The 13517-nt window shown below is 65.2% G+C and carries 14 protein-coding genes; 6 read left to right on the plus strand and 8 right to left on the minus strand.

Annotated features, from left to right (window positions below):
• Positions 1-618 (minus strand): LysR family transcriptional regulator (locus tag ACG97_RS07170; RefSeq protein ID WP_047966674.1); only part of this gene is annotated, 618 nt, incomplete at its 3' end.
• A 91-nt stretch (positions 619-709) separates the two neighbouring features.
• Between ACG97_RS07170 and ACG97_RS07175 the strand changes: the two genes are divergently transcribed.
• Positions 710-1153, plus strand: coding sequence for a multidrug/biocide efflux PACE transporter (locus tag ACG97_RS07175; RefSeq protein ID WP_047966675.1), 444 nt, complete (start codon positions 710-712; stop codon positions 1151-1153).
• 121 nt (positions 1154-1274) lie between these two features.
• Here ACG97_RS07175 and ACG97_RS17565 read toward each other — a convergent pair whose 3' ends face one another.
• Positions 1275-1571 carry a hypothetical protein gene (locus tag ACG97_RS17565; RefSeq protein ID WP_156167992.1) on the minus strand — a complete coding sequence of 99 codons (297 nt, stop codon included), beginning with the start codon at positions 1569-1571 and terminating at the stop codon, positions 1275-1277.
• 102 nt (positions 1572-1673) lie between these two features.
• On the minus strand, positions 1674-2195 hold the full coding sequence (locus ACG97_RS07180) for a hypothetical protein (RefSeq protein WP_047966676.1): 522 nt from the start codon (positions 2193-2195) through the stop codon (positions 1674-1676).
• Between the two features lie 158 nt (positions 2196-2353).
• Here ACG97_RS07180 and ACG97_RS07185 point away from each other — a divergent pair, with 158 nt between their 5' ends.
• On the plus strand, positions 2354-2812 hold the full coding sequence (locus ACG97_RS07185; protein ID WP_238377286.1) for a hypothetical protein: 459 nt from the start codon (positions 2354-2356) through the stop codon (positions 2810-2812).
• A 73-nt stretch (positions 2813-2885) separates the two neighbouring features.
• Here ACG97_RS07185 and ACG97_RS07190 read toward each other — a convergent pair whose 3' ends face one another.
• The 3 genes from ACG97_RS07190 to ACG97_RS07200 form a co-directional block, all read right to left on the minus strand.
• On the minus strand, positions 2886-3173 hold the full coding sequence (locus ACG97_RS07190) for a YkgJ family cysteine cluster protein (RefSeq protein ID WP_047966677.1): 288 nt from the start codon (positions 3171-3173) through the stop codon (positions 2886-2888).
• Complete coding sequence (locus ACG97_RS07195; RefSeq protein WP_053068102.1) at positions 3173-4102, minus strand: glyoxylate/hydroxypyruvate reductase A; 930 nt, start codon at positions 4100-4102, stop codon at positions 3173-3175. The genes ACG97_RS07190 and ACG97_RS07195 overlap by 1 nt, the downstream gene beginning before the upstream one ends.
• Before the next feature lie 118 nt (positions 4103-4220).
• Positions 4221-4670, minus strand: coding sequence for a GNAT family N-acetyltransferase (locus ACG97_RS07200; protein WP_047966678.1), 450 nt, complete (start codon positions 4668-4670; stop codon positions 4221-4223).
• 175 nt (positions 4671-4845) lie between these two features.
• On the opposite strand from ACG97_RS07200, the gene ACG97_RS18150 reads away from it, so the two are divergent.
• Positions 4846-4974 carry a hypothetical protein gene (locus ACG97_RS18150; protein ID WP_255348027.1) on the plus strand — a complete coding sequence of 43 codons (129 nt, stop codon included), beginning with the start codon at positions 4846-4848 and terminating at the stop codon, positions 4972-4974.
• A 38-nt stretch (positions 4975-5012) separates the two neighbouring features.
• On the plus strand, positions 5013-6890 hold the full coding sequence (locus ACG97_RS07205) for a tetratricopeptide repeat protein (protein ID WP_047966679.1): 1878 nt from the start codon (positions 5013-5015) through the stop codon (positions 6888-6890).
• Positions 6891-7092: 202 nt separating this feature from the next.
• Here ACG97_RS07205 and ACG97_RS07210 read toward each other — a convergent pair whose 3' ends face one another.
• Positions 7093-8568, minus strand: coding sequence for a YdiU family protein (locus ACG97_RS07210; RefSeq protein WP_047966680.1), 1476 nt, complete (start codon positions 8566-8568; stop codon positions 7093-7095).
• A 265-nt stretch (positions 8569-8833) separates the two neighbouring features.
• The gene (locus tag ACG97_RS07215; RefSeq protein ID WP_047966681.1) at positions 8834-11131 is read right to left on the minus strand and encodes a YgiQ family radical SAM protein; all 2298 of its coding nucleotides are present in this window, start codon (positions 11129-11131) and stop codon (positions 8834-8836) included.
• Between the two features lie 278 nt (positions 11132-11409).
• On the opposite strand from ACG97_RS07215, the gene ACG97_RS07220 reads away from it, so the two are divergent.
• On the plus strand, positions 11410-12159 hold the full coding sequence (locus ACG97_RS07220) for an ABC transporter substrate-binding protein (protein WP_053068103.1): 750 nt from the start codon (positions 11410-11412) through the stop codon (positions 12157-12159).
• Between the two features lie 55 nt (positions 12160-12214).
• Positions 12215-13432, plus strand: a complete 1218-nt coding sequence (locus ACG97_RS07225; protein WP_047966682.1) for a DUF1615 domain-containing protein — start codon at positions 12215-12217, stop codon at positions 13430-13432.
• Positions 13433-13517 lie beyond the last annotated feature (85 nt).

The raw sequence follows: 13517 nt of genomic DNA on the forward strand, positions 1-13517 counted from the left end.
TACCGGGCTGTCCTGATAGGTCTTCAGCCGCAGCTCGCGGTGCTGGCGCAAGTGTGCCGCCGTCACCGTGTCCTGCCGCGCCAGCGCATGGCCGGCCGCGACATACAGCGCGGTGTCGGCCGGGCGCGGCAGGCTGCAGCTGGCGATGTCCGCCGGGTAGCCGGCCAGCGCGGTGAGCAGGCCCAGCTGCGCGCGGCCGCTCTGCAGCAGCGCCAGCACGTCCTCCTGCTCGCCGACCAGGCACTCCAGCTCCAGCGTCGGAAAGCGCTCGGCAAACTCGGACAGCATCGCCTCGAAGTCGCCGGTGTGAAAGGTGTCCGACAGCACCAGCGTCAGCCGCGGTTCCAGCCCGCCGGCCAGCAGCTGCGCCTCCAGCTGCAAGCTGTCCTGCGCCGCCAGCGTCTGCCGCGCCGCCGGCAACAGCCGCTGCCCGGCGGCGGTGAGCTGCGGCTGGCGCCCGCCACGCTCGAACAGCGTGATGCCGAGGTCGATCTCCAGGTTGGCGATGGTCTCGCTGATGGTGGACTGGCGCTTGCCCAGCCGCCGCGCCGCCGCCGAGAACGAGCCCAGCTCCGCGGCCAGCACGAACGCGGCGATGGCGTCGGCAGAAATGAACATATCGGTTTCTCCGATGGATGCTAGCTGTTATCAGGCAGAAAAACCTATCACACTGGCCGTCAATCCGATAGCACAAGAAAGGTTGGCCGCAATGATGACCCCCGACAAGACACTGCGTGAACGGCTGTTGCATGCCGTGCTGTACGAGGTGTGCGCGATGGCGCTGCTGGTGCCGCTGGGCAGCTGGCTGCTCGATGCCGGACTCGGCCACGTCGGCGTGCTGGCGCTGCTGATGTCCAGCATCGCGATGAGCTGGAACATGCTGTTCAATGCGCTGTTCGAACGGCTGGAGCGGCGCGCCGGCTGGCAGCGCACGCCGCTGGTGCGCAGCGTGCACGCCATCGCCTTCGAGGGCGGGCTGGTGTTCCTGTGCGTGCCGGTGGCAGCGTGGTGGATGGCGATCAGCTACTGGCAGGCGTTCCTGCTCGATGTCGGCATCCTGCTGTTCTTCCTGCCCTACACCTATGTCTTCAACTGGTGCTACGACCATGCCCGCGCGCGGCTCTTGGCACGCCGGCTGAGTCCGCAGGGCTGAAAATGCACCCACTCTGTATCACGCGCTTTTCGCCACAATGCGGCCAACCTTGATCTCGTTTATCGTCGGAGATAAGCACTACGGGCCAACTTGTCATGTGGAATTCCGCTTGGCCCAAAGATCAGGTTCTAACAACGCGGACATCGTGTTGCCACCCTTTCAGCTCGCACCATTGATTTGCAAAAGCCACCACGTCTTCAAGACGGTCATCAATATGCGCCGTGGTGATACAGAAAGCCTCAGTATTTTCGCGCACCTCCAGCTTCACACACAGCCAATCCACCCCATCTTCCCAACTCCCCGCGTAAGGACCGACAACAGATAACAGGTCAGGCGCTTCCTCCAAAAGTGAACGCAAAAACGCTTCACTCTCGTCAGAGTAAGGTGCACTCGGAACTAAAACGATGCATTTAGACATAGGGACTCCTAACGTTTCATCGGCAACAACCCACAATGCCAGCCCACCCCGTGGTGGCGACGCTCAAGACCCGGCGTAGTTGAGTAAAGCGATAAGGTAAAGCTAACGCTCCGGCAGCAGGTGGATGCCGTCAAAGCCGAGATGGTGGCTCAGCTCGCGCAGGATCAACAGCCGGGCGGCAAACTCGCCGTCCGTCGGCAGCCCCTCCAGCGCCGCCGGACGCCCCTGCACCACCTCGGCAAAGCGGCCGAAGGTGAACTCCAGCTGCGCGGTGGACAGCCACAGCGTGCCGCTGCCGTGCACGCCGGCCTGGGCGGCCAGTGCACGCAGCGCGCCATCCTGGCTGTACAGCCGCGACGCCGCTGCCAGCTGCGCCCGTGCCGGCGCCAGCGCATCCTCCACCGTCATGATCGCCAGCTCGATTTCCGCCGCCGTCGGTGGCTGGTGGCGGAAGTGTTGCTGCGCGGTGCGACGGTAGCCCAGCGGCAGGCTCAGCAGCCGTGGCGGCGCGCTACCGCTGCCGCTGGCCAGCCGGGTTTCGTCGCCATCCAGCTGCAACAGGGTAAGGGCGCTGCCCGCCGGCAACTGCTGCTGCAGCCGGGCATAGAGCGGAAGAAGGGACATGTGGCACACCGGCAAACGCGTGACGATGCGGCGATGTTACGCCGCCGGCGCCGGCACTGGCTAGCCGCTGCCACCACGCCGAGTCACAGGCCGACAACGCCGCCGCCATGGGCTATGGTAAGGGAGGCTCTTGCCACACTTCCGGAAAGGAATCGACGATGAACTCCCCCCTACTCCTCGCCGCCATGGCGCTGTCGCTGCTGGCAGGCTGCGGCGGCTACGGTCATGGCGCCCGCCACGCACAGGGCGGCATGCCCATGCCGCAGGATGGCGCGATGATGCAACACGATGGCATGCACAGCGGCATGGCGATGATGCCGCCGGCGATGTTCCGCGGCGGCATACTGATGGCGCACGGCGGCAAGACGCTGTACAGCTTTGACAGGGATCAGGCCGGCAGCAGCGTGTGCTACGGCGACTGCGCGATGAAATGGCCGCCCTACCTCGCCCCGGCCGGCGCCAGCGCGAGCGGCGACTACGGCCTCAGCAACCGCAACGACGGCAGCCGGCAATGGACCTATCGCGGCAAGCCGCTGTACTTCTGGTCCGGCGACCAGAAGCCGGGCGACATGATGGGCGACAATATCGGCAATGTCTGGCACGTGGTGCGCCCGTGACGCGAGCGTGATGTGAACCGGTACGCAAGCCTGGCCGCAGCGCTGTCCGGCCGCGGCCGGCGCCAGCCGCTGGCTAGCTGTGCGCCGGGAACAGCGGAATCAGCTTGCGCTGCTCCAGGCAATCCGGCTCGCCTTCCTGATAGTCGGCGCAGATCCATGGCCGCACCGCGTAGATGGTGCACAGCATGGTCTGCCGGTCCAGCGCCGCACACCAGCCGTCGTCCAGCCGCAGCATCACGTGGCCGCCCCACTGGTCCTGGGTGACAAAGCGGTCCGGCACGTCGTCGTCGCCGGCAATCAGCATCACCTCCAGCCGGCAACAGCAGGCGCGGCAGCTGTCGCAACTGATCTGCTGCGCCATCAGTAGCCGCGCTCGCGCAGCACCTGCCCCTGCGCCGCGTCCCCCGCCGCCAGCCGCTCAAGGTTGGCCGCAATCTGGCGCACGGCTTCCTCGCGCAGGGTGATGGCGGCGATGTGCGGCGTCACCGTCACCGCCGGGTGTTGCCACAGCCGATGGCCGTGCGGCAGCGGCTCGCTGGCGAACACGTCCAGCTGCGCACAGCGCAGATGGCCGGCATCCAGCAGCGCCAGCAGCGCGTCCTCGTCCAGCAGGTCGCCACGGCCGGCGTTGATCAGCATCGCGCCTGGCGGCAGTGCGGCCAACCTTTGCGCGTTCAGCAGGCCCTGCGTCTGCGGCGTGGACGGCAACACACAGGCCAGCACCTCGCTGCCGGCCAGCAGCGCGGCCAGACCGTCATCGCCGTGCAGGCAGCAAATGCCGGCCACCTGCTTGGCGCTGCGGCTCCAGCCGCTGACCCGGTAACCGTCGGCGGCCAGCGCCTGCGCCACCGCGCTGCCGATCTCGCCCAGCCCCAGCACGCCGACGCGCACCTCGGCCGGCAGCTTCGGCGCCAGCATCTTCCACACCCCCGCCGCCTGCTGGCGGCGATAGACATCCATGTGCCGCTGGTAGGACAGCACGCCGAAGCGGATGTACTCGCTCATCTGCTGCGCCATGCCACCATCGAGCAGGCGGTAGATCGGCGTCTGCGGCGACAGATCGTCGCGCACCAGCAGCTTGTCGACGCCGGCGCCGAGCGCGAACACCGCCTCAAGCTTCGGCAGCCGGGCAAACAGCGCCGGTGGCGGCCCCCAGGTGATCACGTACTGCACCGCCTCCGGCTGCGTCATCTCATCCAGACTGATGAACTGATGCTGCGGCAGCGCGGCGCGGAACAGCTCGAGGTAGGCGGCAACTTCTTTGGCACTGGGGGTGTGGATCAGGATCATGGCGGGCCTGGCGATAACGGTGAGGCAGACATCTTACTGCGAATCGCCGCCAGCGGCGCGATGCGGCCAGGCGCGACAGCGGCGCTTGGCCACTGCCGCGGCGCCGGCAACACACGGCTCAGGCGACGGGTGGCACGGCAACCGCCGGCAGCGGCTTTTTCAGGTACAGCCGCTGGTGCCCCGGCGGGCAGTCTTCCAGCCCCCCCATCAGCTGGTAGCCCAGCTTGTGGTAGAAGTCCGGCGCCTGGAAGCTATAGGTGTACAGGAACACGCCGACGCAGCCACGACGGCGCGCCTCGACTTCCACTTGCGCCATCAGTTGCGCACCCAGGCCGGCGCCGCGCTGCGCGGCGTCCAGCCACAGGTAGTCGACGTACAGCCAGCCCATGCCGGAGTGGCCGAACAGGCCGCCGACCACCGCGCCGGCCTCGTCCCGCGCGTACAGTTCGACATCCTGATAAGCGTAATCGCCGATCTGCCCGACGTTGAAGGCCTTGAGGCCCAGCTGGACGACTTCGCGCGCCTGCGGATCGGCGCCAAGACTGAACTGGAAACTGTGCTGCGACATGGCCGGACTCCCAGAGTGATAAGGCAGCCAGTCTAGCGATAATCCGCCACCGGGCGCGAGGCAGCGTGCCCGCATCGATACGGCACTGTCCCAAACAGGCGGCCAACGTTGGCCAGACAGCAAGCGGCACACACCGGCATCCGGCAAAGCCATCCTGAACTTGCTGGTGGGTAAGGTGGCACAGGGCGCCGACACCCGGCTTGTGTTGTGGGTGCTGACCATGCAAGGCATCAACCAGGATCAAACGGCAAAGTGCCGCTTTGTTGCCGAAAAGCGGCGCTTTGCCATTCTGCTGCTGGCATAATCCAGCCTCATCGCATAACCGTTGCCGCGCATCCCATCATGGCCTCATTCCTTCGCCTGCTTGTCCTTAGCCTGCTGTTCAGTCTTGCCCTCCCCGCCGCTGCCAACGAAAAGTTCGGTCAGGTTGAGCTCGATGCGCAAAAGGAACTGCTGCAACTGAAGATCGACAGCAGCCGCGAGCTGACCCAGAAGGATGTCGACAGCCTGAAGAACCGTATCGAGGCGCTCGATGAACGGCTGGACGATCAGAACAACCGCGTCGGCGATATTGGGCAGGCGGTAGACCGGTTTGCGGTAATCACCGGGATTGCGGGGCTGGTAGTGACGCTGCTGCTCGCCCTTGTCGGCTTGATTGGCTATCTTTCCGTCACCCGACAAGCCAAAGAAGAGGCCAAGACGGCCAGCCGGCAATGGTTCGATAGCAACCATGAAGACTTGCTCGCACAAATTGATGAACTGAAGAAAAAAGCGGTGCAGGGTCATCAGGCTATTGAGCACTCGGTAAACGAGGTGGTGCAAAAGCGCGATGCTGCCATCACGCAAATGCAGGAAAGGATGAAGACGTCTGTTGAAGACGGCGCGCCCATCAACCGAGACGAGGAAGCCGCACTGCGTCAAAGCGCAGAAGACATCAGGGCCAAACCGGAAGCCAGTTATTCTTTTGATGACTGGAATACCCGGGCCTTCGACGCTTACCACGCCAAACAATACGAAGATGCCGCGCTGTACTGGAAACACGCGAGCAGCATCCCCAATGCAGGTGCGGCCAACTCGGCGCAGGCCCTTCTTAATCGCGCGCTCACTTTGCATCAGCTGAAACGCCATGCCGAAGCAGGCACGGCCTACCAGCAGCTGATCGACACCTATTCGTCCGACAACACACCTGCCATCCGCGAACAGGTCGCCAAGGCTATGGTCAATACGGGGGTTAGCTTAGGAGAAATGCAGAAGCCGACTGAGGCCATCGCCACCTACAAGCAGCTAATCGCCACTTACTCGTCCGACACCACCCCCGCTATCCGCACACAAGTGGCTGGGAGCATGCTCAATATGGGAATTGCCCTCGGAGAAATACAGCAGCCGGACGAAGCCATCGCCACCTACCAGCAGCTGATTGACTCTTATTCGTCCGACAATATTCCCCTCATCCGCGAGCAAGTCGCCAAGGCCATGCTCAGCATGGGGATCACCCACGGACAAATGCAGCAGCTGGGCGAAGCCATCGCTAGCTACCAGCAGCTGATTGACTCTTATTCGTCCGACAATACTCCCGCCATCCGCGAACAGGCCGCCAAGGCCATGCTCAATATGGGAATCACCTTCGGACAAGTGCAGAAGCCGAACGAAGCCATCGCCACCTACCAGCAGCTGATCGCCACTTACTCGTCCGACAATACCCCTGCCATCCGCGAGCTGGTCGCCAAGGCCATGCTCAATATGGGAATCGTTCTCGGACAAATGCAGCAGCCCGCCGAGAAAATAGCCATCTACCGGCAGCTGATCACCACTTACTCGTCCGACACTACCCCAGCCATCCGCGAGCAGGTCGCCATTGCCCTTAACAGCAAAGGCTTTGCTGCTCTAATGAAAGCCAAGAACGCGTGGCAGAACAGGGAGCAAGCCCTATCCCTGCTGAGCGAAGCGCACAACGATCTGCTTGCAAGCCTCGAACGACGTACGGATTGCGGCATGACCCGCGGCAATCTTGCCTATGTACAGTGGCTGCTCGGCGAAACACTGGCAGCCGAAAACAGTTTCCGTAGCGCATTGGCCGCCCCCCAGGATAGTGGCGAGGAGCTATACCACGGCACAGTGGCTGACATTGAGCAGCATACGATTGCGGAAGACGAAGGCTTCCGGGCCATGATCGAGCGGCTGTGGGCCGAGCATCAAGCCGCGAAGTCCAGCGGGGACTGACCACGCCGTAACACGCGGTTGGCAACTGACTGAAAATCCTGGCAACGGATCACCGGAATCAGCAGCGGACTCCGATCAGCACCACAAAAGCCCAAGCAAACCACCGCAGCACCCGCCCAATAACAAGGTTGGCCGCAAACCATGACGGTTTGCGGCCAACCTTCATTCATTGATCAGATCAATCAGTGTTATCCGGCCAAGGTCACGTCCCGCAGAAAGTACGATAGCCGGCCACCAGCTCCGCCGCCGCCGGCAGCGCGTAGCGTTCCAGTCCGTCACGCTCGGTGAACGGGTCGGCCAGCACGTCCAGCAGCCGCAGTGTCAGGCTCATGTCGCCGTGCTCGCTGGCGGCGGCCAGTGCTTCTTCCACCAGATGATTGCGCGCGATGTACAGCGGATTGAGCGCGCGCATCGCGCTAGCGCGTGTGGCGGCCGGCTGCGGCTCGGCGGCGAGGCGTTGCTGCCAGCGCGCGAGCCACGGCTGCAACGCGGCCGGATCGGCGAACTGTGCGGCCAACCTGGCGCCGTCGCCGTCCACCGCGTCGGCGAGGTAGCGCCAGCAAAGGGTGAAGTCCGCCTGCTGCGCCTTGAGCAGCACCAGCCAGTCGTCGGCCAGCTGCTGGTCGTCGTCCTCTGCCGTGTAGAGGCCGAGCTTGCGCCGCGCCTGCGCCAGCCACTGTTCGCGGTAATGATCGACAAAGCGGTGGATGACCTCGGTGGCCTGCGCCACGGCCTGTTGCTGCGATTCGGCCTCCAGCAGCGGCAGCAGCGTTTCCGCCAGCCGCGCCAGGTTCCACTGCGCGATGGCGGGCTGGTTGCCGTAGGCGTAGCGGCCGCGCTCGTCGATGGAGCTGAACACGGTGGCCGGGTCATAGGCGTCCATGAACGCGCACGGGCCGTAGTCGATGGTTTCGCCGCTGATGGTCATGTTGTCGGTGTTCATCACGCCGTGGATGAAACCGGCGTGCATCCACTGCGCGATCAGCCGCGCCTGGCGCCGGCACACCGCGTCGAGAAAGGCGAGGTAGGGGTTGGCCGCATCCAGCAGCGCCGGATCGTGGCGGCGGATGGCGTAGTCGGCCAGCTGCCGCAGCGCGTCCTCGTCCTCGCCGTTGGCGAAGTACTCGAAGGTGCCGACGCGCAGGTGGCTGGCGGCGACGCGGGTCAGCACCGCGCCGGGCAGCGGCCGTTCACGGGACACGGTCTCGCCGGTGGCCACCACCGCCAGCGCGCGGGTGGTGGGAATGGCCAGCGCCTGCATCGCCTCGCCGATGATCAGCTCGCGCAGCATCGGCCCCACCGCCGCCTTGCCGTCGCCGCGACGCGAGAACGGGGTGCGCCCGCTGCCCTTGAAGGCGAGGTCGCGACGTTGGCCGCAGCGGTCGATCACCTCGCCCAGCAGCAGCGCGCGGCCGTCGCCCAGCGTCGGCGAATAGCCGCCGAACTGGTGGCCGGCGTAGGCCTGCGCCACCGGCTGTGCGCCATCCGGCAGCACCGCGCCGGAGAACTGGGCAGCCAGCGTTTCCGTGGCGATATCCGCGCTGTCCAGCCCCAGTTCCTGTGCCAGCGCGGCGTTCCAGAACAGCAGCCGCGGCTGCGGCGGGATGGCCGGTTGCCACGGCACCGCGTGTTGCGGCAGGTCACGGGCGTAGCTGTTATCGAAGGCGATGAGAGGCATGATCTGGCTTTCTGGCGATAAAAACCTGTTTACGATCTCGCGAGCTCACGCGAGACAAGGCAAAACGGCGGAGGAAGCGGTGTTTATCCGGAGATAAACCAGCATGCCGAAGGCGTTTTTAACGCCGTATCGCCCCATTGATATCAGTGGCAGCAGATCGTAAACAGATTTCAAGACTGATGGGAGTTCGACCGCGCCGCGGCAGCAAGGTGCGCCGTGCGCGGCAGCAAAAAGCCGCCCCGGGGGGCGGCTGTGGTGATGCGGGTTAACGACTGCGGCCAACCTTGCTGCCCGGTTTGGCGCCGCCACCACCACGACCGGTGTTGGGCTTGGCCGCGGCGGGCTTGCCGGCCGGCACCTTGGCGGCGGCCGGTTTGGCGCTGGCGGTGAAGGTCTTGCCGCTGCCACGCGGACTGCCGGCCGGGGCGCGCTGGCCCTGCGGCTTGCCACGGCCCAGCGGCTGCTGGCCGAAACGATGGCGCGCGGCGGCGGCCTTGTCGCCCGGCGGCGTCGGCGGGATCAGGCACTGCTTGCTGTGGCCGATCAGGTCACCGCGCCCCATGTCGATCAGCGCGTCGTAAATGATCTGCCAGTTGTCCGGGTGGTGGTAGCGCAGCAGCGCCTTGTGCAGCTTGCGGCGGTAGCCGTCGCGCACCACGTCCACCTTTTCCGAGCTGCGGGAGAGGCGCTTCAGCGGGTTGCGACGGGTGTGCCACATGGTGGTGGCCATCGCCATCGGCGTCGGGGTGAAGGTCTGCACCTGGTCGAGGCGGAAGTTGTTCTTCTTCAGCCACAGCGCCAGGTTGACCATGTCTTCGTCGCTGGTGCCCGGGTGGGCGGCGATGAAGTACGGGATCAGGTACTGCTCCTTGCCGGCCTGGCGACTGAAGCGCTCGAACAGCTCCTTGAACTTGTCGTAGGCGCCCATGCCCGGCTTCATCATCTTGGACAGCGGGCCGTCCTCGGTGTGTTCCGGCGCGATCTTCAGGTAGCCGCCGACGTGGTGCTGCACCAGCTCCTTGATGTACTCAGGCGATTTCACCGCCAGGTCGTAGCGCAGGCCGGACTGGATGTTGATCTTCTTGATGCCCGGCAGCGCGCGCGCCTTGCGATACAGCTGGATCAGCGGGCCGTGGTCGGTGCCCAGGTTTTCGCACACGTCCGGATAGACACAGGACAGCTTGCGACAGGAACGCTCGATCTTCGGGTCCTTGCAGCTCAGGCGGTACATGTTGGCGGTCGGGCCGCCCAGATCGGAGATGTGGCCGGTGAAGCCCGGCGTCTTGTCGCGGATTTCCTCGATCTCTTTCAGGATCGATTCTTCCGAACGGCTCTGGATGATGCGGCCCTCGTGCTCGGTGATCGAGCAGAAGGTACAGCCGCCGAAACAGCCGCGCATGATGTTGACCGAGTACTTGATCATCTCCCACGCCGGGATGTGCGCGTCGCCGTAGCTCGGGTGCGGATTGCGGGCGTAGGGCTGACCAAATACGAAGTCCATTTCCTCGGTGGTCAGCGGGATCGGTGGCGGCGTCAGCCACACGTCGCGCGTGCCGTGGCCCTGCACCAGCGCGCGGGCGTTGCCGGGGTTGGATTCCAGATGCAGCGTACGGCTGGCGTGTGCGTACAGCACCGGGTCGTGCGCCACCGCCTCGTAGGACGGGATGCGGATCACGGTCTTGGCGCGTTCGGCGCGGCGCTTGGCCAGGCGCTCCTCGCGCGATTCGATGCGGATCACCTGTGGCTTGGCCGCATCGTTGCCGGCGGTAGCCTTGGCCGCCTGTTCCGGAATCTCTTCGTACGGGTTGAGGTGGACATCGACCTTGCCCGGCACGTCGACCACGCTGGAGTCCATCTCCTGCCATTCTTCGTCCGGGCGCCAGCCGTGCGGCACCACGAAGGCGGTACCGCGGATGTCGCGCATCTCGGACAGTTTCTCGCCGCGCGAGGCGCGGTGGGCGATTTCCACCAGCGCGCGCTCGGCGTTGCCGTACAGCAGGATGTCGGCCTTGGAGTTCACCAGCACCGACGGGCGCACCTTCTCGCTCCAGTAGTCGTAGTGGGCGATGCGGCGCAGCGATGCCTCGATGCTGCCGATCATCACGCCGACGCCGGGATAGGCCTCGCGGCAGCGCTGCGCGTACACCGTCACCGCGCGGTCCGGGCGCTTGTTGGCCTCGGCGTGCGGGGTGTAGGCGTCGTCGGAGCGCGGGCGGCGATCGGCGGTGTAGCGGTTGATCATCGAGTCCATGTTGCCGGCGGTGACGCCGAAGAACAGGTTGGGCTTGCCCAGCTCGCGGAAGGCGTCGGCGCTGTTCCAGTCCGGCTGCGCGATGATGCCGACGCGGAAACCCTGCGCCTCCAGCAGCCGTCCGATCAGCGCCATGCCGAAGCTCGGATGGTCGATGTAGCAGTCGCCGCTGACAATGATGATGTCGCATGAATCCCAGCCCAGCTCGTCCATCTCGGCGCGGCTCATCGGCAGGAACGGCGCGGTGCCGAAGCGCTGCGCCCAGTATTTGCGGTAACTGTTGATCGGTTGTGGTGCGGCAGGAAGCGTCATCGTGGCAGGTATTCCGTGTAAGACCGCGCATTGTGCCAGAAAGCGGCGCGGCTTTCACCTGAAAAAGGCTTTTTTTTCATTGACATAGCGTTGCAATACCCATAAAAAAGTTACGGCTTTTGCCACGCCCGGGTGGTGGCAGAACAGGCTGTTCTGCCGGCGGCGACCAGCGCCGACCATTCATCTGGCTGGCGGAAGGTGTAGCATGAAAGTGGCGGCGGCAATTGACGCGGCCAATCACTCAGGCAAATGTCATTACCTAGTCCAGGATGCACCCCATGAGCCGTCATTACCGTCTGCTGCCCGCCGTGCTGTTGAGCCTGTATCCAACGTTGGCCGCAGCGCAGGTGCTGAACGTCGCCTTCGGCGAATCGCTGGAGCCGTACGTGATGCCGCAGCAGGCATCCGGCATCGAGGTGGAGATCATCCGCGAGGCATTGCGCGCCGAGGGGCTGGGCATGCAGCCGGTGTTCATGGCGCAGAAGCGGCTGCCGCTGGCACTGAAAAACCCGCGCATCGACGCCATCGCCACCATCCGCCCGGATTCCGGGCTGAAGGCGGCCTATTCCGAGCCCTACGTCTACTACGAGGATGTCGCCGTCACCCTGCGCAGCCGCAACCTGCAGCTGCGCGAGGTGGCCGAGCTGGGCAAGTACAGCATCTCCGCCTTTCCGCTGGCGACGCAGTACCTGGGCGCCGAGTTCGCGCGCATGGCGGCGAACAATCCACGCTACGGCGAGACCGGCAACCAGGTCGACCAGAACCGGCTGCTGTACCGCCACCTGATCGACGTGGTGGTCGCCGACCAGCGCATCTTCAAGTACATGAACCAGCGCGTGGTCAGCGATTTCCGCGAGGTGGTGCAGCCGGTCAGCTACCACCTGCTGTTCGAGAAGCTGCCCTACCGCGTCGCCTTCCGCTCTACCGCGCTGCGCGACCGCTTCAACCGCGGGCTGGCCACGCTCAACGGCAACGGCCTGTACCAGCAGATCCTCAACCGCTTCCAGTACGCCGACAGCGTCGACTGAACGGCGGGCAGTTACGCTAGAATCTGCCCTTTGCCGATTAGCGGAACACCGTGCCATGAGATCGCTGTTTTTCCCTGTTGTCCTGCTGTCGCTGCTGGGCGGCTGCGCCAGCCACACCCCGACCCCGGTGGCCACGCCGTTCCCGCTGGCCAGCCAGCAGGACGGTCTGGCCGAGCCGGCCTCGGCGCCGGTCGCCACCACGCCGGTGATCACCCCGAGCATCCCGCCCAGCGTGGCGCCACCGAAAAAGGCGACCCTGCCGCCGGCGCAGCTGCTGGACAAGCTGCTGCCGATCTACGTCAAGCCGCGCAGCGGCTGGCGTGACGACATCGTCAACGCCATCGGCGCGCTGCAGCTGCCGCCGACGGCGGAGAACTTCTGCGCGGTGATCGCGGTGATCGAGCAGGAATCGACCTTCCAGGCCGACCCGGTGGTGCCGGGCCTGCCGGCCATCGTGTGGAACAAGATCGAGGAAAAGGTCGCCGGTTATCACATCCCGCTGCCACTGGTGAAGGCGGCGCTGCTGAAACCGTCGCCGACCGGCGAGAGCTACAAGTCGCGCATCGACAGCCTGCGCACCGAGCGGCAGATGAACGACCTGTTCGAGGACATGGCGGCCGAGGCCGGCAAGCTCGGCCTGCCGGTGGGCATGAAGAACCCGATCCGCACCGCCGGCACCATGCAGGTCAGCGTCGACTTCGCCCAGGGCCACATCCGCGCCTGGCCCTATCCCTACCGCTATCAGGGCAGCCTGCGTGACGAGGTGTTCAGCCGCCGCGGCGGCATCTACTTCGGCACCGCCAACCTGCTGCACTACCCGGCCGGCTACCGCGACATGGTGTACCGCTTCGCCGATTTCAACGCCGGCCGCTACTCCAGCCGCAATGCCGCCTTCCAGCTCGCGGTAGCGCAGCTGAGCGGGCGCCAGCTGGCACCGGACGGCGACCTGCTGCGCTACCGCGACGGCCTGCCCTCCGGCGAGGCCAGCAGCACCGAACGCGCGCTGTACCAGATGAGCCAGCGCCTGGGGCTGAGCGACAGCGCCATCCTGCGCGACCTGAAACAGGAAAAGAACAGCAGCTTCAGCCAGAGCGCGCTGTACCAGAAGGTGATGGCGCTGGCCGACCAGCAGCTGGGCCGCAAGGTGGCGCGCGAGGCGTTTCCGCAGATCCGGCTGAACAGCCCGAAGATCACGCGCAAGCTGACCACCGAGTGGTTTGCCAAACGCGTCGGCTGGCGCTACGACAACTGCCTGAAGCGCAGCCCGCTGTAAACGGCAAAAGCCCACCGCAACACGGTGGGCTTTTTTACCGACCAGCACACGCCGGCTGTGCAGACAAAACAAAAACACCACCCGA

Origin of the sequence: Vogesella sp. EB, assembly GCF_001037925.1 — a bacterium.
Classification (GTDB): domain Bacteria; phylum Pseudomonadota; class Gammaproteobacteria; order Burkholderiales; family Chromobacteriaceae; genus Vogesella; species Vogesella indigofera.